The organism is Burkholderia sp. Bp9140 (assembly GCF_003853425.1).
Classification (GTDB): Bacteria; Pseudomonadota; Gammaproteobacteria; order Burkholderiales; family Burkholderiaceae; genus Burkholderia.
Genome location: NZ_QTPQ01000034.1, coordinates 12,832 through 35,875, shown reverse-complemented (window position 1 = coordinate 35,875; position 23,044 = coordinate 12,832). Strand labels below are relative to the sequence as shown.

The following is a 23,044-nucleotide window of genomic DNA, read 5'->3' as shown; positions in this document are numbered from 1 at the left end:
CAAGTCCCGTGAAACACTGCGCGCCCCGCTTCCCCGCAGGCCGCGCGTCATGAAGCCGTGCAGGCTCCTCGCCTCGGCCGGTATCCGGGCTGGCGGCGTACCGGCTCGCCTTCCCGCGCGTTTCACGCGCAGTGGCCCGCGCCCGCGTGCGACCTGCACGCGAAACGCGCCCGAGCCGGCCTGCATCATGCGACGCGGCCGCTTACCGTTGCGGGGGCAGCGCAGGTTGGCGATCTCCGGGCGGAGCGCGCGCCCTGCTTCCCGTTTAACCGCGCGACGCACGCGCGAGCACCGAGGCGGCGCCAGTTTAGGAGCGGGCCGCACGAGCGTCAAGAAAGCGGCCGGACGCGTGCCGGAAGCGCATCGCGCACGCGCCGGACCCGCGCATTCGCAGCAAGAAGCCGGGGTGTTACGACTGGAAACGTTACAGATGTCGGAATGCGCGTTATTCCGCGCTAAAATGCTGGGTCTTTAGAGGACGCAGCAAATGCTCAACGAACTCGAAACCTTATCTCAAAATATTGGCCGTCTGATCTCGCTGAACAAGCGCTATCACTCGGAACGGCTCGCGCTCGAGGAGCAGGTCGCGCAAATGCGCGCGGAAGCGGACACCGTCCGCGCGGAACTCGCGCAACTGCGCGACGAACGCAATGCGCTCGCGGCCGAGCGCGACACGCTGTCGGCAAAGATCGACGACGCCCAGGTCAAACTGAACGCGATTCTCGAAAAGCTGCCGCGCACGAAGAGCGTGGAGCAAGCCGACAACCAGCTCGACCTGCTGGATGCGCAGGCGCGCACGGATAGCGACGACGCGGCCAGCCACGGAGAACATGCATGAGCACCAAGCAGATCGAAGTCTCGATTCTCGGTCAGCCCTATCGGCTCGCCTGTTCGGCCGAGACCGAAGCGGCGCTGCTCGAGGCCGTCGCGCGCGTCGACGCCGAAATGTCGAAGATCCGCGCGAACAGCTCGGTGCGCGGCACCGATCGCATCGCGGTGATGGCGGCACTGTCGCTCGCATCCGAATTGCTGCGGCTGCAAACGAGCGTGCGGCACGGTGAAGCATTTCCGGCGGAAGAAATCCGTCGTACAATGCACCAGATGAACGAACAGCTCGGCGCGGTGCTCGCACAGCACGAGACGCAGTAAGGTTTGATCGATGCGTCGATTCCCCTTGATCTCGGCGATCAACGGTGGTCAAATTGGCGCAACGAAACACAGTTCAGTCAGCTTCCCTGCCTGGTTCGCCAAGGTCATATATTCCTTGAACCAATGCCATGTGCACGGTTGCGGAAATTTGTAGCACGGGCGCGCGCGTCACTCTGTCTGATGTACCCGATGTGCTGCTAACTGCGACCAATTCTGAACCTCAGGTTCAGGATGCCGGCCTAGCGGCCAAGGCGGGGACCTATTCAACGGCATCGGGCGAGTCCCGATGCCGTTTCCTTTTGCAGCGGCCCTTTCTGCGTCGATCACGATCCATGCAATACTGGCTGATGAAGTCCGAACCGGACGAAGCAAGCATCGACGATCTCGCGCACGCGCCGCAGCACTCGCTGCCCTGGACCGGCGTGCGCAACTATCAGGCGCGCAATTTCATGCGCGATACGATGACGGTCGGTGACGGCGTGCTGTTCTATCACTCGAGCTGCCCCGAGCCGGGCATCGCGGGCCTCGCCGAAGTCTCGTCGACGCCCTACCCCGATCCCACCCAGTTCGATCCGAAAAGCCCTTATTACGATCCGAAGTCGACGCAGGAAGCACCGCGCTGGCTGCTCGTCGACGTGCGCTTCGTGAAAAAGTCGCCGCTCGTGCCGCTCGCCGCGCTGCGCGAACACGACGAACTCGCCGACATGCGCGTGCTCGCACGCGGCAACCGGCTGTCGATCACGCCCGTCACGCGCGCCGAATGGCGCTTCATCACCGAAAAGCTGATGAAGTAGGCGCACGCGGTAAACGCACGCCAAACGTCAAATCCGGTCAACACGCGCCACCGCCACGGAACTCGCGGCGCGTTCGCGCGGCCTAAGCAACCGCTGTCGTCCGATCGGGCCGACGGCCGTTTTTTCGTCGCGCGGTACGCCCGCGTCGCGCACGCGTGATCCGCGTGCGCGCCCTCGCACAAGGAGTCCAACAATGACCAAGAAATCCGCACTCGCGCTGTCGCTCGCCCTCGCCGCCGCCATGCCCGTCGCGCTGACGCTCGCGTCGCCGGCCGCGCACGCGCAGACCGCGAACCCGCACTTTCCGGAGCCGGCGGGCGTGCTGTCGCTGTCGTCGCAGGCCAGCGCCGACGTGCCGCAGGACATCATCCACATCACGCTGTTCTACGAACAGCAGGCGAAGGATCCGGGCAGCCTGACGTCAGCGCTGAACCAGCGCGCCGATGCGGCGCTCGCTCAGGCGAAGGGCGTATCGGGCGTCAGCGCGCATACCGGCGCGTTCTCCGTGTATCCGAGCACCGATCGCGACGGCAAGATCTCCGCATGGCGCGGCCGTACCGAAGTCGTGCTCGAATCGCGCGATTTCGCGGCGGCGTCGAAGCTCGCGGGCCAGTTGTCGAACCAGATGCAGATCGCGAACGTCGAGTTCTCGCTGTCGCCCGAAGCGCAGCGCGCGGCCGAGCAGAAACTCACGACCGAGGCGATCAAGTCGTTCCGCGCACGCGCGGACGAAGCCGCGAAGGCCTTCGGCTACAGCAGCTACTCGATCCGCGACGTGAACGTCGGCGGCGGCCGCAACGTGCAGCCGTACCCGCGCATGATGGCGATGGCCGCGGCGCCGATGGACAGCGCGAAGATGAGCGCGCCGATCTCGGTCGAAGGCGGCAAGGCGACCGTGTCGGTCACGGTCAACGGCTCGGTGCAGATGAAGTAACGCGCATCGCGCTGCGCACGGCAGATGCGAAAACGCCGGCCCTCGGGCCGGCGTTTTTCGTTCGAGATTCCGCGATCGATGCACATGCCGATCTTGCGCATCGGCATCGCATCATGCGTCACGCGTCAATCACGCGTCATGCAGCTCGCGCATGACGCAACCGCATCACGCGGCCGCAGTCGCCGCGCGGCGGCGATACGCCCACACCAGCAACCCGATGCCCGCGAGGATCATCGGCAGCGACAGCCACTGCCCCATCGACAGGCCGAGCGCGAGCAGGCCGAGGAAGTCGTCCGGTTCGCGCGCGAATTCGACCGTGAAGCGCGCGAGCCCGTAGCCGATCAGGAACAGCGCGGACACCGCGCCCATCGGCCGCGGCTTGCGCGAGAAGAAGAACAGCACGAAGAACAGCGCAATGCCCTCGAGCGCGATTTCGTAGAGCTGCGAAGGATGGCGCGGCAGCATCTGGTACTGCATGAACACGTCGGCGAGATGCCACTTCTCGACGAGCGCCGGATGCTTCGGCAGCCATGCCGCGTCGTCGCGCATCGCGCCCGGGAACAGCATCGCCCACGGCGCGTTCGGATCGGTCACGCGGCCCCACAGCTCGCCGTTGATGAAGTTGCCGAGCCGGCCGGCCGCGAGCCCCGTCGGCACCATCGGCGCGACGAAATCGGTGACCTGCAGCCAGTGGCGCTTGCGCTGCCACGCGAACAGCGCCATCGCGAGCGTCACGCCGAGGAAGCCGCCGTGGAACGACATCCCGCCCTCCCACACCTTGAACACGTCGAGCGGATGCGAGAAGTAGAAGTCGGCCTTGTAGAACAGCACGTAGCCGAGGCGGCCGCCGAGCACGGTGCCAAGCACGCCGTAGAACATCATGTCGTCGATGTCCTTCGCGGTCCAGCCCTGCGCCGCGACATGCGGCAGCTTCAGGCGGATCCGGCCGACGACGATCGCCGCGATGAAGCCGACGAGATACATGAGGCCGTACCAGCGCACGGCCAGCGGCCCGAGATGGATCGCTACGGGGTCGAAATTCGGGTGAATGATCATGGGTTAGCGATGAAGTTTTCGAATGCGGTATGGCGCTCGCACCGGCGCCGCACCGCGCATTGGACGGCGCCGGCGCGCCATCGTTCGCATCACGCGGCGAGACCGTGCGCGCGCACGACGTCGATGAAGCCGGCGAGCACGGGGCTGACATCGCCCGTGCGCCACACGAGGCCCGTCTCGACGACCGGCGCGCCGCCGGCGAGCGGCCGGTAGACCACGCCGGTGCGCCGCAGGTTACACAGCGACTGCGGCACCAGTGCGACGCCCATGCCAGCCGACACGAGGCTGACGATCGTCTGCATCTGGATCGCCTCCTGGCCGATGCGCGGGGTTTCGCCTGCCGCGCCGTAGCAGCCCGTAATGATGTCATAAAAGCCGGGCGCCAAACGGCGCGGGAAGATCACGAGCGGCAGCGCGGCCACGTCGGCCAGATGCACGGGTTCGTCCTCGGGCAGGTCGGGCGCCGCGGCCGCCGGCATTGCGACCACCAGCGGCTCGCGCACGACCGGCAGGTACGACAGCCCGGCCGCGTGCCGCGGCGGCACCGGCGGAATCACGAGCCCCGCGTCGATACGGCCCGCGACGAGTTCGTCGATCTGCACGTCGCTCGTCGCCTCCGCGAGCTGCAGCCGCACCTGCGGATAGCGCGCGCCGAATGCGCGCAGCAGCGACGGCAGCAGTCCGTAATCGGCCGTCGACACGAACGCAAGCGACAGCGAGCCGGCTTCGCCGCGCGCGAGGCGCCGCGCGAGCGGCGGCAGCGCGTCGGCCGACGCGAGCAGCCGGCGCACGTCAGGCAGCAGCGCCGCGCCGACCGCCGTCAGCGCGACCGAGCGCTTGGTGCGCACGAACAGCGCGACGCCGAGCGCATCCTCGAGCGCCCGGATCGCCTGCGACAGCGGCGGCTGCGTCATCGACAGGCGCTCGGCCGCACGGCCGAAATGGCGCTCGTCGGCAACGGTCACGAAATAGCGCCACTGGCGCAGGTCGGGCGTCGGGTCGGCCATGCCTCACTCATTCGCAAAACGACTTAATAAGCGACAAATAATATATTGGACATTCCAAACGGGAAACTCCATTCTTGATTGATCCGAACCGGCGCGCCGTTCGCGGGCGTCGCCAATACAACGATGGAGTCCCCCATGCCGTACAACCGCCGCTCGAAGCACATCACGCAAGGCGTGGCCCGTTCGCCGAACCGCTCGATGTATTACGCCCTCGGCTACCAGAAGGACGATTTCGACAAGCCGATGATCGGCATCGCGAACGGTCACTCGACGATCACACCCTGCAACTCCGGCCTGCAGCGGCTGTCGGACGCGGCCGTCGCGGCGGTCAAGGCGGCCGACGCGAACCCGCAGATCTTCGGCACGCCGACAATCTCCGACGGCATGTCGATGGGCACCGAGGGGATGAAGTACTCGCTCGTGTCGCGCGAAGTGATCGCCGACTGCATCGAGACCTGTGTGCAGGGCCAGTGGATGGACGGCGTGGTGGTGGTCGGCGGCTGCGACAAGAACATGCCGGGCGGGATGATCGCGCTCGCGCGCCTGAACGTGCCGGGCATCTACGTGTACGGCGGCACGATCCGCCCCGGCCACTGGAAGGGCCGCGACCTGACGATCGTGTCGTCGTTCGAGGCGGTCGGCGAGTTCACCGCGGGCCGGATGTCGCAGGAGGATTTCGAAGGGGTCGAGCGGAACGCGTGCCCGACGTCGGGGTCGTGCGGCGGGATGTATACCGCAAACACGATGAGCTCGTCGTTCGAGGCGCTCGGCATGTCGCTGATGTACTCGTCGACGATGGCGAACCCCGACCAGGAGAAGGTCGATTCGGCCGCCGAATCGGCGCGCGTGCTGGTCGAGGCCGTGAAGCGCGACCTGAAGCCGCGCGACATCATCACGAAGGCGTCGATCGAGAACGCGGTGTCGCTGATCATGGCGACCGGCGGCTCGACCAACGCGGTGCTGCACTATCTCGCGATCGCGCACGCGGCCGAGGTCGACTGGACGATCGACGACTTCGAGCGCATCCGCAAGCGCGTGCCGGTGATCTGCGACCTGAAGCCGTCGGGCCAGTACGTCGCGACCGACCTGCACCAGGCCGGCGGCATCCCGCAGGTGCTGCGGATCCTGCTCGATGCCGGGCTGCTGCACGGCGACTGCATGACGATCACGGGCCGCACGATCGCCGAGGAACTGAAGGATGTGCCGGGCGTGCCGCGCGCGGACCAGCAGGTCATCTTCCCGATCGATCGGGCGCTGTACAAGGAAGGCCATCTCGCGATCCTGAAGGGCAACCTCGCGGAAGATGGCGCGGTCGCGAAGATCACCGGCCTGAAGAACCCGGTGATCACGGGCCCGGCGCGCGTGTTCGACGACGAGCAAAGCGCGATGGACGCGATCCTCGCCGACCGGATTCGCGCGGGCGACGTGCTGGTGCTGCGCTATCTCGGCCCGCAAGGCGGCCCCGGCATGCCGGAAATGCTCGCGCCGACATCGGCGATCATCGGCAAGGGGCTCGGCGAATCGGTCGGTTTCATCACGGACGGCCGCTTCTCGGGCGGCACCTGGGGAATGGTGGTCGGCCACGTCGCGCCCGAGGCGTTCGTCGGCGGCACGATCGCGCTCGTGCAGGAAGGCGATTCGATCACGATCGATGCGCACCGGCTGGTGCTGCAGCTGAACGTCGACGACGCCGAGCTCGCGCGCAGGCGCGCCGCGTGGAAGCAGCCGGCGCCGCGCTACACGCGCGGCGTGCTCGCCAAGTATGCGGCCCTGGCCCGCCCGGCGAACAAGGGTGCCGTCACCGGCTGATGCGGCGCGCGGGGCATGCGACCCCATTGCGGACGGCCGCCGCGGAAACGCGCAAAACGCGCGTTCCCTTTGCTTTTATAATGCGCGGACCGTGAAGCCGGCCGTCCCCGCCGGCGGAGAACTGCATGAAACAGACGATATTGCGCGCGCTGCTCGCGACGCTGCTGACCGGCAGCACGGCGGCCGCGCACGCCGACCCGGCCGGCGACGGGCTCGCGCTCGCGCAGCGCAAGAACTGCATGGCCTGCCATGCGGTCAGCAAGCCGCTGATGGGCCCGTCGTTCCACGACATCGCCGGCAAGTACGCGGCGCGCGCCGATGCGGCCGACTACCTCGCGCAATCGATCGTGAAGGGCAGTGTCGGGGTGTGGAGCAGCGTGCCGATGCCCGCCAATACACAGTTGACGAGCGCCGAAGCGCGCACGCTCGCGCAGTGGGTGCTGTCGCTGCATTGAACCGGATGAGCGGGCGCGTGCACGCGCGCTGCGCTTGTTCGCCGGGCTCGGCGCCGCGCGCCTCGATATGACCGGGTCGGCGAGCGTCATCGACGGTGACCGGAGCCGCGTCCGCGGTTCCGGCGCACGAAACGATCGTGCGCTCAGCCTGAACGACCGGTCCGGCGGCGCGCGATCTCTTCGTCGACCGCGTCGCGAACCCATTCCATCACTTCGGTTTCGAGTGCCAGTGCCACTTCGCGCGTGATCTGGCCGACCAGCCAGGCCGTATGGTCGTGCAGCGCGTCGCGGCAGCGGGCCTCGATGGCCTCGCGCCCTTCTCCGGTCAGATAATTCGTCAGCCGATTGCGCAGACGCTCGGCGATATGCTGCGCGTCCTCCGGCGTCAGCGCGGCGGCCGCATGCGTGGCCTGTGATGCACGGGCGAGGTGATCCACGACCAGTCCTTCGGCAGCCGGGACGATCGCCTGGGGCAGCACCGCTTCCTCGGCATGGCCGGCCGGCCCGGGCGGCGCCGCGGCAAAGCCGGAATCCTGCGCGTCGTCGTCGGACAGCGCGGAGCGCAGCGGCGCCTGCATCTCCGCCGACTCTTCGGCGACGACGTGCCCGGCGGCGCCGGGTTGCGCCGGCGCGTCGCTGTCGCCCGGCAGTTCGACGGTCGGGACGTCCGGCGTCGGTACCGGCTCGACCACCACGAATTCGGGGTCGGTTCCCGCCTGTTCCGATGCAGCCAACGCCGTGGCCGGACGGTCCGGCGCGACCACGTCGGTCAGCACCGGCACGGCGGCATCGTCGCGCGGCGGCGCATCGGGCGCGGACGAACGCGCCGGCACCGGCTTGCCCGGCACCAGCACGTCGGTCAGTGTCGGGATCGAGGATGATTCGGCTTGTGTCACGGGAAGGCTCCGTCGACGGTTGCGGCTAGCTGCCCTGCTTGTAGTTGTTCAGCGCGTAACCGCGATCGCGGTAGAAGCGGTAGCGGTCGCGGCCCGCGGCCAGTTCGTCCGGCGCGTTGCCGACCACTTCGAGCAGGCGCTCGAAGCGGGCGAACTGCGCGGGCACGGCCGCGCCGAGGTTCAGCAGCACGTGATGATGCGGCGTCTGGTCGAGATCGGCGGCCAGCACGATCGGCGTGCCGGCCGCGTGCGCGCTGTCGACGCCGCAATGCGGGATGAAATCGAGCGGCGAGAACGTCCAGAGCCGCTCGTCGAGCGCGCGCAGGCGCGCGGGTTCCGCGAGCACGACGACCGGCTGCCCGGCCAGGTAGGCCTTGCGCAGCAGCCGGCATGCATACGCGAGCGAATCGCCGACGTTCGAATGGAAATCGATTCGCGTCATTGCCCGCGGTCCCGCATCGTCGTGAGACCTGCCATCACTGGCCGGCGCGGTCGATCAGGAACTGCGCGAGCAGCGGCACCGGACGGCCGGTCGCGCCCTTCGCCGCGCCGCCCTTCCATGCGGTGCCGGCGATGTCCAGGTGCGCCCACGGATAGCTGTCGGTGAAGCGCGACAGGAAGCACGCGGCCGTCACGGCACCGGCCGGACGCCCGCCGATGTTCGCGATGTCCGCGAAATTCGACTTCAGCTGATCCTGGTACTCGTCGTCGAGCGGCATGCGCCATGCCGGATCGTTCGCTTCGCGCGATGCGTCGAGCAGTTCGCCCGCGAGTGCATCGTCCTTCGAGAACAGGCCGCTGTTGTGGGCGCCGAGCGCGACCACGCAAGCGCCCGTCAGCGTCGCCACGTCGATCACCGCGGCCGGCTTGAAGCGCTCCGCATAGGTCAGCGCGTCGCACAGGATCAGGCGACCCTCGGCGTCGGTGTTCAGCACCTCGATCGTCAGCCCCTTCATGCTGGTGACGATGTCGCCCGGCTTCGTCGCGTTGCCGCCCGGCATGTTCTCGCAGGTCGGCACGATCGCGACGACGTTGACCTTCAGGCCCATTTCGGCCACGGCACGCATCGTGCCGAGCACCGAACCCGCGCCGCACATGTCGTACTTCATCTCGTCCATGCCCTCGCCCGGCTTCAGCGAGATACCGCCCGTGTCGAACGTGATGCCCTTGCCGACCAGCACGACCGGTGCGGCCTTCGCGGCGGCGCCCTGGTAATGCAGCACGATGAACTGCGGCGGCTCCACCGACGCGCGCGCGACCGACAGGAACGAGCCCATCTTGAGCGCCTGGATCTGCTTCAGGCCGAGCACCTCGACCTTCAGACCCCAATCCTTCGCAATCTTCTTCGCGGTGTTGCCGAGATAGGTCGGCGTGCATACGTTGCCCGGCAGGTTGCCCAGGTCGCGCGTGAGATCCATCCCGTTCGCCAGCGCGACGGCCTGCTTGACCGCCAGCTTCGCCGCCTTTTCATCGGCCGGATCGACGCTGAACACGACGCGCTTGAGCGTGAGCGATGCCGGCTCCGGCTTGCTCTTCATCTGCGTGAAGCGGTAGGTCTCGTTGCGCAGCGCGAGAATCGCCGCACGCACGCCCCAGTCGGAGCCGCGCTCGTCGACCGGCAGCTGCGCGAGCGTGAACGTGACCTGGACGATCCTGGTCGCCAGCAGCGCGCGCCACGCGGCCGTCACTGCGTCGTTGTAGGCTTTCTGATTGAAAGCATCCTGCTTGCCGAGCCCGACGAGCAGCACGCGCGACGCGCCGATGCCCGACACCTCGTGCAGGAACAGCGTCTTGCCGCGCTTGCCGTCCATGTCGCCGGCCTTCACCACGCGCGCGATCAGCCCCTTGGTGGCCGTGTCGATGTCGAGCGCCGCGCCCGAAAGGGTCTGTGCCTCGAAGATGCCGAGCACGATGCAATCGGACTTCCCGGTCAGGAACCCCTTGGCCTCGCCTTTGCTCCAATCACAGCCTTTTATGCTAAAGTCCATCGCGCTTGTCCTCGGATAAAATCTGGGCTAAGGATGAAAGCCGCAATTATCCGCTATTTTTCCCGTGGCGGCGCGAGCGCTCCACCACGCGTGCGCAGCCTCCCGCCCTCTTCTCATCAAGAATGATCTTCGAACGCTCCCTCCAGCGCGAGCTTGCGTATACGGCTGGTGCCGTGTTCATGGTGCTGCTCACGATCATGCTCACGACGATGATGATCCGCATCGTCGGCTATGCCGCGTCCGGTGAAATCGATCCGAAGGACGTGCTCGTGCTGATCGGCCTGACCGTGATCGGCTATCTCGCCGTGATGCTCGTCGTCACGCTGTTCGTGTCGATCCTGTTCGTGCTGACCCGGTGGTACCGGGACTCCGAAATGGTGGTCTGGCTCGCGTCGGGCGTGAGCCTCACGCGCCTGATCAAGCCGATCGGCGTGTTCGCCACGCCGATCGTCCTGCTGATCGCGTTCTTCGCGTTCGTCGGCTGGCCGTGGTCGAACCAGCAGAGCAAGATGATCAAGGCGCGCTTCCAGCAGCGCGACGAGATCTCGCTGCTCGCGCCGGGCCAGTTCCGCGAATCGGCGTCGAACCACCGCGTGTTCTTCATCGAGAAGATGACGCCCGACCAGAGCAAGGTGCAGAACGTGTTCGTCACGTCGACCGAGAACGGCAAGGTCAATATCGTCGTATCGCGTACGGGCCACACGGAATCGAAGGACGGCGACCGTTTCGTCGTGCTGGAGGACGGCCGCCGCTACGACGGCACGCCCGGCCAGCCGAACTTCAAGATCATGGAGTTCCAGCGCTACGGCGTGAAGATCACGAGCACGCCGGTCACCAACGTGCCGACCACCAACAGCACGCCGACGCCCGACCTGCTGCGCAACCCGACGCGCGACAACCTCGCGGAATTCGCGTGGCGCGCGGGTCTGCCGCTGATCGCGATCAACCTGATGGTGCTCGGCATCCCGCTGTCGTACCAGAACCCGCGCCGCAGCCGCACGATCAACCTCGTGATGGCCGTGCTGATCTACCTCACGTACTCGAACCTGCTGAACGTCGTGCAGGCGCAGATCGAGCAGGGCAAGATGTCGTTCGTCGTCGGCCTGGTCGGCCTGCACCTGGTCGTCGCGGCGATCGTCGCGGTCATCTTCTGGTTGCGCGTGCGCAATCGTCCGCTGTTTACACGCGCGCTGTTCGGCCGCTCGGGAGCATGATCGATGCGGCTCTATGAAAAATACTTCGCGCGGCAGATCTACGTCACGTTCGTCTTCATCCTGTTCGCGTTCTCGGGCCTGTTCTTCTTCTTCGACCTGATCAGCGAACTGAACTCGATCGGGCACGGCAACTACAAGTTCGGCTACGCGGTACTGCGCGTCGCGCTGCAAACCCCGTCGCGCTTCTACGAGATCATCCCGGTCGCCGCGCTGATCAGCGCGATCTACGTGTTCGCGCAGATGGCCGCGAACTCGGAATTCACGATCTTCCGCGTATCGGGCCTCGCGACCAACCAGGCGTTGCGCTCGCTGCTGAAGATCGGCGTGCCGCTCGTGATCGTCACCTACCTGATCGGCGAATTCGTCGGCCCGTACGCCGACCAGCTGTCCGAACGCGTGCGGCTGCAGGCGCTCGGCGCGTCGGTGTCGTCGAACTTCCAGTCGGGCGTGTGGGTGAAGGACACGCTCGCGGCCCGCGAGAACGGCGAGCAGGTCACGCGCTTCGTCAACGTCGGCAGCCTGTCGCCCGATTCGACGATCAGCAACGTGCGCATCTACGAGTTCGACTCGAAATTCCAGCTGCAGAACGTGCGGATCGCGCAGACGGGCCGCTACGAGCCGCCCGGCCACTGGCTGCTCAAGGGCGTCACCGAAACCGAACTGACGCCGATCAAGCCGATCAGCGGCGCACCGGCCGACGCGCTGAACCCCGTGTACCGGTCGCAGCAGGTGACGCTGCCCGAATACCGGCTGCGCTCGGACCTGACGCCGCAGATCCTGTCGGTGCTGCTCGTGTCGCCGGAACGGATGTCGATCATCAACCTGTTCCGCTACATCCAGCACTTGCGCGAGAACCAGCAGGACACGCAGCGCTACGACATCGCGCTGTGGCGCAAGCTGCTCTACCCGTTCGCGGTGTTCGTGATGCTCGTGCTGTCGCTGCCGTTTGCCTACCTGCATACGCGCGCCGGCGTGGTCGGCGTGAAGGTGTTCGGCGGCATCATGCTAGGCATGAGCTTCCAGCTGCTCAACACGCTGTTCTCGCACATCGGCACGCTGAACACGTGGCCCGCGCCGCTGACCGCGGCGACGCCGGGTCTCATCTATCTCGCGCTCGGCCTGTTCGCGCTCAAGTGGGTCGACCGGCACTGAGCGCCGCGACGACGGAGGCTTCGACATGAGTTCGCACGGCATCGTCCTGTTCGGCCACGGCGCACGCGATCCGCGCTGGGCCGAGCCGTTCGAACGGCTGGCCGCACGGCTGCGCACGACCGGCGACCCTGCCCCGCATGTGTCGCTCGCGTTTCTCGAACTGATGACGCCGTCGCTCGACACAGCCGTCGCCACGCAGGTCGCGGCCGGCTGCACGCGCATCACCGTGGTGCCCGTGTTCTTCGGCCAGGGCGGCCATGTCCGTCGCGACCTGCCGCAACTCGTCGATGCCTGCCGCGCCGCGCATCCGGGCGTCGAGATCCGTTGCGCGACGGCCGTCGGGGAAGACGACGGCGTGCTCGACGCGATCGCACGCTACTGCATCGACCAGATCGGCCGCGACGCGTAAGCGAATCGGCAGGCCCAAACAAAAAAGCGCCGGCTTCCGAAGAAGCCGGCGCTTTTCATTTGGCACGCGGACCGACGGCAATCGACACATCTCTTGCCGCCAGGACCGCTACCGAGACTCAAGCGGCACTGCGCAACGTATCGCCCTCTTTCGCGAGCCGCGCGCGTTCGGCGAACGCATCGCCGATCATCAGCAGGCTCGGCTCCGCCGGATCGAGCCACGCCTGCGCACCACCCGCCGCCATCTGCCCGAGCGTCAGCGTCAGCGTGCGTTCGCGCGCGGTGCTGCATGCCTCGACGATCGCCACCGGCGTCGCGGGCGCACGGCCCGCGTCGATCAGTTCCTGCGCGATGCCGGGCGCGCTGTCACGGCCCATGTAGTAGACGATCGAATCGGCGCGCGCGGCCTCGCGAATCTCGTCGCTGCCCGGTGCGCGGCTGTGCGTCGCGAACGCGACGCTGCGCGACACGCCGCGCAACGTCAGCGAGCGCTTCAGCGTCGCCGCGCCGGCCAGCGCCGCGGTGATGCCCGGCACGACCTCATAGTCGATGCCAGCCGCCTCGAGCGCGCGCATTTCCTCTTCGGCGCGACCGAACAGCATCGGGTCGCCGCCCTTCAGCCGCACGACGCAACCATGCTCGCGCGCCGCGTCGACGATCTGCTTGTTGATGAAGTGCTGCGCGGTCGAACGCTGCCCGCAGCGCTTGCCGACCGCGATCTTCCGCGCGTTCGGCGCGCAGTCGAGCATCGCCGGCTCGACGAGCGCGTCATGCAGCACCACGTCGGCTTGCTCGAGCAGCCGGGCGCCGCGCACCGTGATGAGGTCCGCGGCGCCCGGCCCTGCTCCGATCAGATACACCTTGCCCATGATTGTCGCTTCGCTTGTCCTGCTCGTGCGGACGGCGGCCGGCCCGCGCCGCCGCGAGGGCGGCGCGGAATGCCGGTTACGCCGAGAATGCCCGGATCATGCCGGCGGCGACCGTGTGGTGCGTCGCCTCGTCGATCAGCACGAACGCGCCCGTGCCCGGATGCGCGTCGTACGTGTCGCAGACGATCGGCTTCTGCAGCGTCAGCGCGACGCGGCCGATGTCGTTCATCTTCAGTTCCTGGCGGTCGGTCGCGTGCGACAGCGTATGCACGTCGAGCACTTCCTTGACCGCGCCGATCTTCGCAAACACCGTGCTGGTGGTCTGCTTGAGCAGGTACTTGCGCTGCGGCGACAGCGGCGTCTCGTCGAACCAGCACAGGTCCGCCTCGAGCTTCTTCGCCGGCTCGACCGGCTCGGCGGTCGTGACGAACATGTCGCCGCGCGACACGTCGACATCCTCTTCGAGACGAATCGTCACCGTCTGGCCCGCGAATGCGTGCGCGACCGACGCGGTGCCGCCCGGCACCGGCGCGACGATCTCGGCGATCGTCGCGGTGCGGTTCGACGGCAGCACGACGATCGCGTCGCCGACCTTCACCTCGCCCGATTCGATCCGGCCCATGTAGCCGCGGAAATCGTCGGCCGAGCTGCCGTCCTGGCGTGCGACCCACTGCACCGGGAAGCGCAGCGCGTCATGCGCCTGCGTCTCGACCGGCAGCGATTCGAGCACGTCGAGCAGCGGCTCGCCCGCGTACCACGGCATGCGCTCGCTCGCGCCGACGATGTTGTCGCCCTTCAGCGCCGACACCGGCACGAAACGCACGTCTTTCAGGCCGAGCTGCTTCGCGAGCGCGACGTACGCGTCGCGGATCTCGTTGAAGCGCGCTTCGCTGTAGTCGACGAGGTCCATCTTGTTGATCGCGACGATCACGTGCTGCAGCGCGAGCAGCTTCACGATCGCGCTGTGACGCTTCGTTTGCGGCAGCAGTTGCGCGACGCCATTCTCGATCGTCACGCGCGTCGCGTCGACCAGGATGATCGCCGCGTGCGCGGTCGATGCGCCCGTCACCATGTTGCGCGTGTACTGCTCGTGGCCCGGCGTGTCGGCGATGATGAACTTGCGCTTCGCGGTCGCGAAGTAGCGGTAGGCGACGTCGATCGTGATGCCCTGCTCGCGCTCGGCCTCGAGCCCGTCCGTCAGCAGCGCGAGGTCGAGCTCGTCGCCGACCGTGCGCTTGTTCTTCGCGCGCGACAGCGCGGACAGCTGGTCGGACAGCACGGCCTTGCTGTCGTACAGCAGGCGGCCGATCAGCGTGCTCTTGCCGTCGTCGACGCTGCCCGCGGTGATGAAGCGCAGCACGCCGAGGTCTTCGGTGTTCTCGATGATGCTCATGATGTGATTGTCCTCGTGTGCTTCAGAAATAACCTTGCTTCTTGCGCTGTTCCATCGCGGCTTCGGAGGCCTGGTCGTCCATCCGGGTCGCGCCGCGTTCGGTGATCTCGGTCACCGCCGTCTCGGCGATGATCTTCTCGACGTCGTCCGCGTCGCTCTCGACCGGGCACGTGCAACTGATGTCGCCGACCGTGCGGAAGCGCACCTGCGCGAGCTCGCTGGTCTCGCCGTCACGCATCGGCGTGAGCGGCGTGACCGGCACGAGCAGCCCGTTGCGGCGCACGATCTCGCGCTGGTGCGCGTAGTAGATCGACGGCAGTTCGAGGTTCTCGCGCGCGATGTACTGCCACACGTCGAGTTCGGTCCAGTTCGAGATCGGGAACACGCGCAGGTGCTCGCCCTTGTGCAGGCGTGCGTTGTAGAGGCTCCACAGTTCCGGGCGCTGCGCCTTCGGATCCCACTGGCCGAATTCGTCGCGGAACGAGAAGATCCGCTCCTTCGCACGCGCCTTCTCTTCGTCGCGGCGCGCGCCGCCGATCAGCGCGGTGTAGCCGTGCTGTTCGATCGTCTCGAGCAGCGTGACGGCCTGCGCGGCGTTGCGCGAATCGGTTTCGCGGCGCAGCACGACCGTGCCGCGCTCGATCGAATCCTCGACGTGGCCGACCACCAGCTCGGCGCCGAGCTCTTGCGCACGGCGGTCGCGGAAGTCGATCACTTCCTCGTAGTTGTGGCCCGTGTCGATGTGCACGAGCGGGAACGGCAGCGTGGTCTTGCGGTTCGCGCCGAGGCCGAACGCCTTCAGGGCGAGGTGCAGCACGACGACCGAATCCTTGCCGCCCGAGAACAACAGCGCCGGCTTGCTGCACTCGGCGACCAGTTCGCGCAGGATGTGGATCGACTCGGCTTCGAGCCAGTCGAGGTGGCCCATGCGGTTATCGGCACCGGTGGGCGGGGCAAAGGCGGATTGCTCGAGCGTCGTGCTCATGATTTCAGTCCTTCTCTTCTGGGTTCGTGCCGCCCGCTGTCGCGGGCGGCGCAATATTCGGTTTCTTGTCGGCTGTCAGTGCGCGGCGCCGGCATCGGCCGCCGCGGGAATCGGCGTGATCGTGATGTGCAGCCCGCATTCCTTCGTGTCGCGCGACTCCCACCACCAGCGGCCCGCCCGGCTGTCTTCGCCGGGACGGATCGCGCGCGTACAGGGCTCGCAACCGATGCTCGGGTAGCCGCGCGCATGCAGCGGATTGACCGGCACGTCGAACGCCTTCAGGTACGCCCACACGTCGGCTTCCGTCCAGTCGGCGAGCGGGTTGTACTTCACGATCCCGCGCGCTTCGTCCTGTTCTTCCTCGTGCAGCTCCGCACGCGTGACCGACTGCTCGCGGCGCTGGCCCGTGACCCACGCGCCGACGTCGGCCAGCGCGCGGTTCAGCGGCTCGACCTTGCGGATGTGGCAGCACGACTTGCGCAGCTCGACGCTCTCGTAGAACGCGTTCAGGCCGTGCTCGGCGACGTACTGGTCGACCGCGTCCTGCCGCGGGTGGAACTGCTCGATCTCGTAGCCGTAGCGCTCGCGCACGCGATCGATCATGCCCAGCGTTTCCGCATGCAGGCGGCCGGTGTTCAGCGAGAAGATGCCGATCGACACGCCCTTCGACAGGATCGCGTGCGTGAGCAGCATGTCTTCCGCGGCGAGGCTGCTCGCGAACTTCACCTTCTCGTGACGCGCGCCGATCTGCGCGAGCAGCGCGTCGAGGCGCTCGACCTTCGCGGCGAGCTCCGGCGTCAGTGCGGCCGCGGTGCTCATGCGCTCACCTTGGCGTCTGCCGTGGCGGCACGGCGGCGGAACAGCGGCGCCGGCTCGTCGAACGCGCCCTGGTAACGCTGCGTGAACTCGCCGAACGCGTTCAGCGCGTCGTGGATGTCCTTGTCGGCACGCACCGCGAACGCGTCGAAACCGCAGCGCGACATGTACAGCAGCTGGTCGCGCAGCACGTCGCCGATCGCGCGCAGCTCGCCCGTCCAGCCGTGGCGCTCGCGCAGCAGGCGGCCGATGCTGTAGCCGCGGCCGTCCGCGAAGCGCGGGAAATCGACCGCGATCAGCGAGATCGCGCCGAAGTCGGCCACGAGATCGGCCGGCTCGCTGTCCGGCGCGAGCCACACGCCGAGTTCGTCCTTCGTCTTCGCGGCGACGAGCGCCGCGCGCTCGACCTGCCACAGGGTGAACGGCACCAGCACCTTGCCGGCCGGCAATGCGTCGACCGCGGGCAGCGCACCGTCTTCCGCCGCGCGCACGACCTGCCATGCGTCGTCGATCACTGCGCGGTTCTTGATAATCGAAGCCATCTGCAAATTCCTTCTACCCGGTTGGTTACGCGTTCACTGCCTGGCGCGCCGCATACACGCGCTCCTTGAACGGTGCGATGCCGATGCGGTCGTACGTGTCGATGAAGCGCTCGCCGTCGATGCGCGCCTCGACGAACGTGTCGATCAGCTTCGCGATCACGTCCGGCACTTCTTCCGCCGAGAACGACGGCCCGATCACGCGGCCGAGGCGCGCGCCGTTCCGGCCCGTGCCCTGCTCGCCGCCGAGCGACACCTGGTACCACTCGGCGCCGTCCTTGTCGACGCCGAGGATGCCGATGTTACCCACGTGATGATGACCGCACGAGTTCATGCAACCGGAAATGTTCAGCGACAGGTCGCCGAGGTCGTACACGTAGTCCAGATCGTCGAAACGCTGCTGGATCGCCAGCGCGATCGGGATCGACTTCGCGTTCGCGAGCGAGCAGAAGTCGCCGCCCGGGCACGCGATGATGTCGGTCAGGAGGCCGACGTTCGGCGTCGCGAAGCCGGCCGCCTTCGCCTTTTCCCACACCGCGAACAGGTCGCGCTTCTTGACGTTCGCGAGAATCAGGTTCTGCTCGTGCGACACGCGCAGTTCGCCGAGCGAGTACGCGTCGGCCCAGTCGGCCACCAGGTCCATCTGCGCGTCGGTCGCATCGCCCGGCGCCACGCGGTGGTCCTTCAGCGACAGCGTGACGGCGGCATAGCCCGGCACCTTGTGCGGTGCGACGTTGCGCTCGACCCAGCGCGCGAACGCCTTGTTCTCGAGCAGGTGCTGCTCGAACGACGCGTCGGTGTCGGCGAGCTTCTCGTAGACGGGCGGCAAGAAGTACTGCGACACGCGGTCGAGCTCGGCCTGCGTGAGCGTCGACGGGCCGTCCTTCAGGTGCTGCCACTCTTCCTCGACCTGCTGCGCGAACTTCGCGGGCGACAGCGCCTTCACGAGGATCTTGATACGCGCCTTGTACAGGTTGTCGCGGCGGCCGTAGCGGTTGTACACGCGCAGCACGGCTTCGCAGTACGTGATCAGGTGCTGCCACGGCAGGTCTTCCTTGATCACCGCGCCGACGATCGGCGTACGGCCGAGGCCGCCGCCCGCGAGGATGCTCGCGACCACTTCGCCCTGCTCGTTCTTCTTCAGGTACACGCCGAGGTCGTGGATCTGCACGGCCGCGCGGTCGTCCTTCGAGCCGGACACCGCGATCTTGAACTTGCGCGGCAGCCATGCGAATTCGGGATGGAACGTCGACCACTGGCGCAGGATCTCGGACCACGGACGCGGATCGATCTCTTCGTCCTGCGCGACGCCGGCGAACTGGTCGGCCGTGATGTTGCGGATGCAGTTGCCCGACGTCTGGATCGCGTGCATCTGCACCGATGCGAGCTTCGCGAGAATCTCGGGCGTGTCTTCCAGCTCGACCCAGTTGAACTGGATGTTCGAGCGGGTCGAGAAGTGGCCGTAGCCGCGGTCGTGCTCGCGGGCGATGCGCGCCAGCATGCGGAGCTGTTCGCTGCGCAGGTTGCCGTACGGAATCGCGATGCGGTGCATGTACGCGTGGCGCTGCATGTACAGGCCGTTCTGCAGGCGCAGCGGACGGAATTCGTCTTCGCTCAACTCGCCCGACAGGCGGCGGCGCACCTGATCGCGGTACTGTGCGACTCGCTCGTCGACGATCGTCTGGTCGTACTGGTCGTACTGATACATTCGGGGACCCCAGGGGTTTTCGTGGTGACCGCGCGACGTCCTAGCCACGTCGCGCCCGAATCTCCGTTCCGCCGCCACCGCCGGCCTTCCGCTGCCCGGCTGGATTGCTAATGACGAAAACAGATATCCATATTTGAAAAACTCCGGTGAATCGTAATAAACTCGCCTTATATTTCAAACGACTAAAAAATTCTGTTGATATGCGGAAGGGTTATAAATGAACCTGCACCAATTTCGCTTCGTGCGCGAGGCCGTCCGGCAGAATTTCAACCTCACCGAGGCCGCCAAGGCGCTGTACACGTCGCAGCCGGGGGTGTCGAAGGCGATCATCGAGCTCGAGGACGAGCTCGGCGTGGAGATCTTCACGCGGCACGGCAAGCGCGTGCGCTCGCTCACCGAGCCGGGCCGGATCATCCTCGCGTCGGTCGAGCGGATTCTTCAGGAGGTTGAAAGCCTTAAAAGGGTCGGGAAGGATTATGCCGCACAGGATCAGGGCAACCTGACCATCGCGGCGACCCACACGCAGGCCCGCTACTCGCTGCCGGCCGCGATCGCCGAGTTCAAGAAGCGCTTCCCGAAGGTGCATCTGTCGATCCTGCAGGGCAGCCCGACGCAGGTGGCCGAGATGGTGATCCACGACCAGGCCGATCTCGCGATCGCGACCGAGGCGATCTCCGACTACAAGGAACTCGTGTCGCTGCCCTGCTTCCAGTGGCACCACGCGGCCGTCGTGCCGGCCGACCATCCGCTGCTCGAACGCAAGCCGGTCACGCTCGACGATCTCGCGCAGTACCCGCTGATCACGTACGACGATGCGTTCGCCGGCCGCAAGAAGATCAACCATGCGTTCGCGCTGCGCGGGCTGTCGCCGGACATCGTGCTCGAGGCGATCGACGCCGACGTGATCAAGACCTATGTCGAGCTCGGCCTCGGCGTCGGGATCATGGCCGACATCGCGTTCAACCCGGAGCGCGACCGCAACCTGCGGCTGATTCCGGTGGGCCACCTGTTCGGCAGCAACGTGACGCGCGTCGCGCTCAAGCAGGGCGCCTACCTGCGCGGCTATGTGTATACGCTGGTCGAGCTGCTGTCGCCGACGCTGAACCGCAAGCTGATCGAGCAGGCGCTCAAGGGCGAATCCGAATCGTACGAGCTTTGACCCGCGTGTATAAACGACGGGGCGCATATCGCGCCCCTTTTTGTTGCCCGACGGAGATTCCCGCATGACGCTTCCCGCCCTGATGCGCCGCGCCGCCGGCGCCGCCCTCGTGCTCGCCTGCGCGGCCGCGCATGCCGACCTGAAGGTCGGCGTCGACCTGTCGTCGACCGGCCCGGCCGCCGCGATCGGCATCACCAGCAAGAACGCGATCCTGATGTGGCCGAAGACGATCGCCGGGCAGCCGGTGCAGGTGACGGTGCTCGACGACGCGTCCGACCCGGGCACCGCCGTGCGCAACATCCGCAAGCTGGTCGACGAGGATCACGTCGACGTCGTGGTCGGGCCGAACATCACGCCGGCCGCGCTCGCGGCGCTCGACGCGGTGGCGGCCGCCCAGACGCCGATGATCACGCTGGTCGGTTCCGGCACGATCGTCGAGCCGCAGGAAGGCGCGCGGACCTGGGCATTCAAGATGGCGCAGAGCGACAGCGCGATGGCCGACGTGATGACGCGTTACATGGCCAACCACGGCGTGAAGACGGTCGGCTTCATCGGCTTCGCGGACAGCTACGGCGATAGCTGGCTGAACGAATTCACGCGCTTCGCGGAGGTGCGCAAGATCCGCGTGATCGCGACCGAGCGCTTCAACCGCACCGACGCGAGCGTCACCGGCCAGGCGCTGAAGCTGATCGCGGCGAAACCCGACGCGATCCTGATCGCGGGCTCGGGCACGCCGGCCGTGCTGCCGCAGCGCACGCTGATCGAGCGCGGCTACAAGGGCGCGATCTACCAGACGCACGGGATCGCGACGCCGGAATTCATCAAGCTCGGCGGCAAGGACGTCGACGGGACGCTGTTCCCGACCCAGCCGGTCGTCGTCGCGCGCACGCTGCCCGCCGACCATCCGGCCCGCAAGGCTGCACTGGCATTCGTCGATGCATATGAGACGAAATACGGTGCCGGCACCGTCACGCAGTTCGCGGGCGACGCGGCGGGCGTGTACCCGCGCCTTGCCGACGCGGTCGGCCGCGCGCTGAAGACCGCGCAGCCCGGCACACCGGCCTTCCGCGCGGCGCTGCGGCGCGAACTCGAACGCGCACGCGAACTCGTCGTGCCGAACGGCATCGTCAATACGAGCGACAGGGATCACGTGGGACTCGACCAGCGTGCGAGCGTGATGGGGATCGTGAAACACGGCCAGTTCGTCTATCTGAGCCAGTAACGCACGGGCGGTCGCCGGACAGCTTGCCCGGTGCCCCGTTTTCCGCCATAATCCGCGTTTCGCCGCGCGCAATCGTATGTGCGGCCAGGATCAAAGCCCAGGTGGTGAAATTGGTAGACGCAGGGGACTCAAAATCCCCCGCCGCAAGGCGTGCCGGTTCGATTCCGGCCCTGGGCACCAGTCTTTCGCAGCGTCATGTGCTGCACCTGTCGAAACCCGCGCAAGCTCGCCGCTTCGCGGGTTTTTTGTTTTTGCCGCGCGCCGGGCACACCGCAACGCGCACCTCCCCCCGGCGGTCCAAGCATCAGGACACGCAAGCACGGAGGCCGCCCATGTCCACGCGCGTCATTTCAAGCCGGATCTGTCGCGGCGTGCTCGCCGCGTTGCTGTCGCTCATGCTGGGCGGATGCGACCTGCTGAGCGAGCCGCCCGTGCCCGACTGGCCGGGGCCGCATGCGCCCTACCCGTTCCCGGACAACATTCCGCACCGCACCGAGTGATCCGGCGGCGGCGTGCCGCCCGTCACGCTCAGGCCATCAACTCGCGGACGAAGTCGAGAAACACCCTCACCTTCGCGGCAACGAGGTTCGACGCGTGGTGATACGCATAAAGCGGGAAGGTCTCGTCCGTCCATTCCGGCAGCAGCAGGACCAGCCGCCCGTCGGCGAGGATGTCCCGCGCATAGAGTTCCAGCAGTTGCGCAATGCCGACGCCACCGAGGCAGGCGCCGAGCAGCCCGCCCGTGTCGTTGACCGTCAGCCTGCCAGCGGCGTCGACCGGCACGACCTCCTTGCCCCGGTGAAATTCCCATTCGTACGGCCGTCCGGTCACGGGATCGCGGATCAGCACGCAACGGTGCCCGTCCGCGAGATCCCGAGGGTGGCGCGGTTCGCCATGACGCGCGACATAGGCCGCCGACGCGCAGGTCAGCACGCGTGTCTCGAGCAGCAGCCGCGCACGGTATGACGACGGTTCCGGCACGCCGAAACGCACCGCGACGTCGAACCCGTCGGTAACGAGATCGCCCATCCGGTCGCGCACGCTGATCTCGACGGACAGTTCGGGGAAGCGGTCGAGGAATTCGGCCATCCTCGGCGCCAGCACGTAGTGGCCGAAGGTGCCGTCCACGTTGACCCGCAGCCGCCCCCTGACACGCGCCCGGGAACGGCCGGCGTCGACCGCCGCCTCCTCGATGCCGGCCAGCAGCGGCGCGACGGCCTCGTAGAAGCGCCGCCCTTCGTCGGTCAACGTGATCGCGCGCGCCGTCCGGTTGAAGATCCGGATGCCGACGCGCTCTTCGAGCCGCGCGACCGCGCGGCTCACCGCCGGCTGCGTCAGCCCCATCGCCTCGCCCGCGCGCGCGAAGGTACCGGCCTCGATCACCGCCGAGAGCACGCCGATACCGCTCAGGAGCCTGCTGTCAAAGGCCATGAGACATACTTTCAGTCATTCTTGATCTGATCATTATTCATTATTTTTATTTACCGAGGA

At 67.1% G+C, this 23,044-nt stretch carries 24 protein-coding genes, 1 tRNA gene, 1 other RNA gene and 1 riboswitch; of the genes, 14 read left to right on the top strand and 12 right to left on the bottom strand.

Annotated features, from left to right (window positions below; all coding sequences use genetic code 11):
- Positions 1 to 57 precede the first annotated feature (57 nt).
- A riboswitch (cobalamin riboswitch) is annotated at positions 58 to 311 on the bottom strand.
- A 176-nt stretch (positions 312 to 487) separates the two neighbouring features.
- The 5 genes from DIE21_RS26155 to DIE21_RS26135 all read left to right on the top strand — a co-directional run bounded on the left by DIE21_RS26155 (position 488) and on the right by DIE21_RS26135 (position 2,877).
- Complete coding sequence (locus DIE21_RS26155; RefSeq protein WP_124500412.1) at positions 488 to 838, top strand: ATPase; 351 nt, start codon at positions 488 to 490, stop codon at positions 836 to 838.
- Positions 835 to 1,149, top strand: coding sequence for a cell division protein ZapA (locus tag DIE21_RS26150; RefSeq protein ID WP_011885730.1), 315 nt, complete (start codon positions 835 to 837; stop codon positions 1,147 to 1,149). The genes DIE21_RS26155 and DIE21_RS26150 overlap by 4 nt, the downstream gene beginning before the upstream one ends.
- An 80-nt stretch (positions 1,150 to 1,229) precedes the next feature.
- A non-coding RNA gene (gene ssrS, locus DIE21_RS26145) (6S RNA) lies at positions 1,230 to 1,411 on the top strand.
- Positions 1,412 to 1,481: 70 nt separating this feature from the next.
- Entirely contained in the window at positions 1,482 to 1,943 is a 462-nt protein-coding gene (locus DIE21_RS26140) for an EVE domain-containing protein (RefSeq protein WP_124500411.1), read from the top strand.
- A gap of 193 nt (positions 1,944 to 2,136) precedes the next feature.
- A complete protein-coding gene (locus DIE21_RS26135) occupies positions 2,137 to 2,877 on the top strand; it encodes an SIMPL domain-containing protein (protein WP_124500410.1) in 741 nt (246 codons plus the stop codon).
- A gap of 165 nt (positions 2,878 to 3,042) precedes the next feature.
- On the opposite strand, the gene lgt is transcribed toward DIE21_RS26135, so the two are convergent.
- Both lgt and DIE21_RS26125 read right to left on the bottom strand, forming a co-directional pair.
- Positions 3,043 to 3,933, bottom strand: a complete 891-nt coding sequence (gene lgt, locus DIE21_RS26130; protein ID WP_124500409.1) for a prolipoprotein diacylglyceryl transferase — start codon at positions 3,931 to 3,933, stop codon at positions 3,043 to 3,045.
- Between the two features lie 89 nt (positions 3,934 to 4,022).
- A complete protein-coding gene (locus tag DIE21_RS26125) occupies positions 4,023 to 4,940 on the bottom strand; it encodes a LysR substrate-binding domain-containing protein (RefSeq protein ID WP_124500408.1) in 918 nt (305 codons plus the stop codon).
- 135 nt (positions 4,941 to 5,075) lie between these two features.
- On the opposite strand from DIE21_RS26125, the gene ilvD reads away from it, so the two are divergent.
- Entirely contained in the window at positions 5,076 to 6,749 is a 1,674-nt protein-coding gene (gene ilvD / locus DIE21_RS26120) for a dihydroxy-acid dehydratase (RefSeq protein ID WP_124500407.1), read from the top strand.
- A 125-nt stretch (positions 6,750 to 6,874) separates the two neighbouring features.
- The gene (locus DIE21_RS26115; protein ID WP_124500406.1) at positions 6,875 to 7,204 is read left to right on the top strand and encodes a c-type cytochrome; all 330 of its coding nucleotides are present in this window, start codon (positions 6,875 to 6,877) and stop codon (positions 7,202 to 7,204) included.
- Positions 7,205 to 7,347: 143 nt separating this feature from the next.
- Here DIE21_RS26115 and DIE21_RS26110 read toward each other — a convergent pair whose 3' ends face one another.
- From DIE21_RS26110 to DIE21_RS26100, 3 genes are read right to left on the bottom strand one after another with little or no spacing between them, the layout of a single operon-like run.
- Positions 7,348 to 8,100: a DUF2486 family protein gene (locus DIE21_RS26110; protein ID WP_124500405.1), complete on the bottom strand. Its 753-nt coding sequence runs from the start codon at positions 8,098 to 8,100 to the stop codon at positions 7,348 to 7,350.
- 25 nt (positions 8,101 to 8,125) lie between these two features.
- Entirely contained in the window at positions 8,126 to 8,542 is a 417-nt protein-coding gene (locus tag DIE21_RS26105) for a DNA polymerase III subunit chi (protein WP_124500404.1), read from the bottom strand.
- A gap of 34 nt (positions 8,543 to 8,576) precedes the next feature.
- Positions 8,577 to 10,088, bottom strand: coding sequence for a leucyl aminopeptidase (locus DIE21_RS26100; RefSeq protein WP_124500403.1), 1,512 nt, complete (start codon positions 10,086 to 10,088; stop codon positions 8,577 to 8,579).
- Between the two features lie 122 nt (positions 10,089 to 10,210).
- On the opposite strand from DIE21_RS26100, the gene lptF reads away from it, so the two are divergent.
- The 3 genes from lptF to DIE21_RS26085 are packed head-to-tail and all read left to right on the top strand — an operon-like array spanning position 10,211 to position 12,863.
- Complete coding sequence (gene lptF / locus DIE21_RS26095; protein WP_124500402.1) at positions 10,211 to 11,302, top strand: LPS export ABC transporter permease LptF; 1,092 nt, start codon at positions 10,211 to 10,213, stop codon at positions 11,300 to 11,302.
- A 3-nt stretch (positions 11,303 to 11,305) separates the two neighbouring features.
- Complete coding sequence (lptG, locus tag DIE21_RS26090; protein ID WP_124500401.1) at positions 11,306 to 12,454, top strand: LPS export ABC transporter permease LptG; 1,149 nt, start codon at positions 11,306 to 11,308, stop codon at positions 12,452 to 12,454.
- Positions 12,455 to 12,479: 25 nt separating this feature from the next.
- Positions 12,480 to 12,863 carry a sirohydrochlorin chelatase gene (locus DIE21_RS26085; RefSeq protein WP_124500400.1) on the top strand — a complete coding sequence of 128 codons (384 nt, stop codon included), beginning with the start codon at positions 12,480 to 12,482 and terminating at the stop codon, positions 12,861 to 12,863.
- A gap of 118 nt (positions 12,864 to 12,981) precedes the next feature.
- Here the strand turns inward: DIE21_RS26085 and cobA are convergent, their stop codons facing one another.
- The 6 genes from cobA to DIE21_RS26055 all read right to left on the bottom strand — a co-directional run bounded on the left by cobA (position 12,982) and on the right by DIE21_RS26055 (position 19,172).
- The gene (cobA, locus tag DIE21_RS26080) at positions 12,982 to 13,731 is read right to left on the bottom strand and encodes a uroporphyrinogen-III C-methyltransferase (RefSeq protein ID WP_124500399.1); all 750 of its coding nucleotides are present in this window, start codon (positions 13,729 to 13,731) and stop codon (positions 12,982 to 12,984) included.
- Between the two features lie 76 nt (positions 13,732 to 13,807).
- A complete protein-coding gene (locus DIE21_RS26075; protein ID WP_124500398.1) occupies positions 13,808 to 15,124 on the bottom strand; it encodes a sulfate adenylyltransferase subunit 1 in 1,317 nt (438 codons plus the stop codon).
- A 22-nt stretch (positions 15,125 to 15,146) separates the two neighbouring features.
- Positions 15,147 to 16,109 carry a sulfate adenylyltransferase subunit CysD gene (gene cysD, locus DIE21_RS26070; RefSeq protein ID WP_124500397.1) on the bottom strand — a complete coding sequence of 321 codons (963 nt, stop codon included), beginning with the start codon at positions 16,107 to 16,109 and terminating at the stop codon, positions 15,147 to 15,149.
- 75 nt (positions 16,110 to 16,184) lie between these two features.
- Entirely contained in the window at positions 16,185 to 16,928 is a 744-nt protein-coding gene (locus DIE21_RS26065) for a phosphoadenylyl-sulfate reductase (protein WP_124500396.1), read from the bottom strand.
- Entirely contained in the window at positions 16,925 to 17,467 is a 543-nt protein-coding gene (locus DIE21_RS26060) for a DUF934 domain-containing protein (protein ID WP_124500395.1), read from the bottom strand. Before DIE21_RS26060 ends, DIE21_RS26065 begins: the two co-directional genes overlap by 4 nt.
- Before the next feature lie 25 nt (positions 17,468 to 17,492).
- Positions 17,493 to 19,172: a nitrite/sulfite reductase gene (locus tag DIE21_RS26055; RefSeq protein ID WP_124500394.1), complete on the bottom strand. Its 1,680-nt coding sequence runs from the start codon at positions 19,170 to 19,172 to the stop codon at positions 17,493 to 17,495.
- 217 nt (positions 19,173 to 19,389) lie between these two features.
- Between DIE21_RS26055 and DIE21_RS26050 the strand changes: the two genes are divergently transcribed.
- The 4 genes from DIE21_RS26050 to DIE21_RS37340 all read left to right on the top strand — a co-directional run bounded on the left by DIE21_RS26050 (position 19,390) and on the right by DIE21_RS37340 (position 22,053).
- Positions 19,390 to 20,331, top strand: a complete 942-nt coding sequence (locus DIE21_RS26050; RefSeq protein WP_085041128.1) for a CysB family HTH-type transcriptional regulator — start codon at positions 19,390 to 19,392, stop codon at positions 20,329 to 20,331.
- Positions 20,332 to 20,395: 64 nt separating this feature from the next.
- Positions 20,396 to 21,553: an ABC transporter substrate-binding protein gene (locus DIE21_RS26045; protein WP_124500393.1), complete on the top strand. Its 1,158-nt coding sequence runs from the start codon at positions 20,396 to 20,398 to the stop codon at positions 21,551 to 21,553.
- Between the two features lie 95 nt (positions 21,554 to 21,648).
- Positions 21,649 to 21,733: transfer RNA gene (locus DIE21_RS26040), tRNA-Leu, on the top strand.
- 152 nt (positions 21,734 to 21,885) lie between these two features.
- Complete coding sequence (locus DIE21_RS37340; protein ID WP_185642842.1) at positions 21,886 to 22,053, top strand: hypothetical protein; 168 nt, start codon at positions 21,886 to 21,888, stop codon at positions 22,051 to 22,053.
- Between the two features lie 28 nt (positions 22,054 to 22,081).
- On the opposite strand, the gene DIE21_RS26035 is transcribed toward DIE21_RS37340, so the two are convergent.
- On the bottom strand, positions 22,082 to 22,984 hold the full coding sequence (locus DIE21_RS26035; protein WP_124500392.1) for a LysR family transcriptional regulator: 903 nt from the start codon (positions 22,982 to 22,984) through the stop codon (positions 22,082 to 22,084).
- Between the last annotated feature and the right edge of the window lie 60 nt (positions 22,985 to 23,044).

Excerpts from the sequence above, each read along its gene's own strand:
- DIE21_RS26100 (WP_124500403.1), bottom strand. The coding sequence starts at position 10,088 with ATGGACTTTAGCATAAAAGGCTGTGATTGGAGCAAAGGCGAGGCCAAG.
- cobA (WP_124500399.1), bottom strand. The coding sequence starts at position 13,731 with ATGGGCAAGGTGTATCTGATCGGAGCAGGGCCGGGCGCCGCGGACCTC.
- DIE21_RS37340 (WP_185642842.1), top strand. The coding sequence starts at position 21,886 with ATGTCCACGCGCGTCATTTCAAGCCGGATCTGTCGCGGCGTGCTCGCC.
- lgt (WP_124500409.1), bottom strand. The coding sequence starts at position 3,933 with ATGATCATTCACCCGAATTTCGACCCCGTAGCGATCCATCTCGGGCCG.
- DIE21_RS26075 (WP_124500398.1), bottom strand. The coding sequence starts at position 15,124 with ATGAGCATCATCGAGAACACCGAAGACCTCGGCGTGCTGCGCTTCATC.
- DIE21_RS26125 (WP_124500408.1), bottom strand. The coding sequence starts at position 4,940 with ATGGCCGACCCGACGCCCGACCTGCGCCAGTGGCGCTATTTCGTGACC.
- DIE21_RS26035 (WP_124500392.1), bottom strand. The coding sequence starts at position 22,984 with ATGGCCTTTGACAGCAGGCTCCTGAGCGGTATCGGCGTGCTCTCGGCG.
- DIE21_RS26135 (WP_124500410.1), top strand. The coding sequence starts at position 2,137 with ATGACCAAGAAATCCGCACTCGCGCTGTCGCTCGCCCTCGCCGCCGCC.
- DIE21_RS26140 (WP_124500411.1), top strand. The coding sequence starts at position 1,482 with ATGCAATACTGGCTGATGAAGTCCGAACCGGACGAAGCAAGCATCGAC.
- cysD (WP_124500397.1), bottom strand. The coding sequence starts at position 16,109 with ATGAGCACGACGCTCGAGCAATCCGCCTTTGCCCCGCCCACCGGTGCC.
- DIE21_RS26105 (WP_124500404.1), bottom strand. The coding sequence starts at position 8,542 with ATGACGCGAATCGATTTCCATTCGAACGTCGGCGATTCGCTCGCGTAT.
- DIE21_RS26150 (WP_011885730.1), top strand. The coding sequence starts at position 835 with ATGAGCACCAAGCAGATCGAAGTCTCGATTCTCGGTCAGCCCTATCGG.
- DIE21_RS26045 (WP_124500393.1), top strand. The coding sequence starts at position 20,396 with ATGACGCTTCCCGCCCTGATGCGCCGCGCCGCCGGCGCCGCCCTCGTG.
- DIE21_RS26055 (WP_124500394.1), bottom strand. The coding sequence starts at position 19,172 with ATGTATCAGTACGACCAGTACGACCAGACGATCGTCGACGAGCGAGTC.
- DIE21_RS26050 (WP_085041128.1), top strand. The coding sequence starts at position 19,390 with ATGAACCTGCACCAATTTCGCTTCGTGCGCGAGGCCGTCCGGCAGAAT.
- ilvD (WP_124500407.1), top strand. The coding sequence starts at position 5,076 with ATGCCGTACAACCGCCGCTCGAAGCACATCACGCAAGGCGTGGCCCGT.
- DIE21_RS26155 (WP_124500412.1), top strand. The coding sequence starts at position 488 with ATGCTCAACGAACTCGAAACCTTATCTCAAAATATTGGCCGTCTGATC.
- DIE21_RS26065 (WP_124500396.1), bottom strand. The coding sequence starts at position 16,928 with ATGAGCACCGCGGCCGCACTGACGCCGGAGCTCGCCGCGAAGGTCGAG.
- DIE21_RS26085 (WP_124500400.1), top strand. The coding sequence starts at position 12,480 with ATGAGTTCGCACGGCATCGTCCTGTTCGGCCACGGCGCACGCGATCCG.
- lptG (WP_124500401.1), top strand. The coding sequence starts at position 11,306 with ATGCGGCTCTATGAAAAATACTTCGCGCGGCAGATCTACGTCACGTTC.
- lptF (WP_124500402.1), top strand. The coding sequence starts at position 10,211 with ATGATCTTCGAACGCTCCCTCCAGCGCGAGCTTGCGTATACGGCTGGT.
- DIE21_RS26115 (WP_124500406.1), top strand. The coding sequence starts at position 6,875 with ATGAAACAGACGATATTGCGCGCGCTGCTCGCGACGCTGCTGACCGGC.
- DIE21_RS26060 (WP_124500395.1), bottom strand. The coding sequence starts at position 17,467 with ATGGCTTCGATTATCAAGAACCGCGCAGTGATCGACGACGCATGGCAG.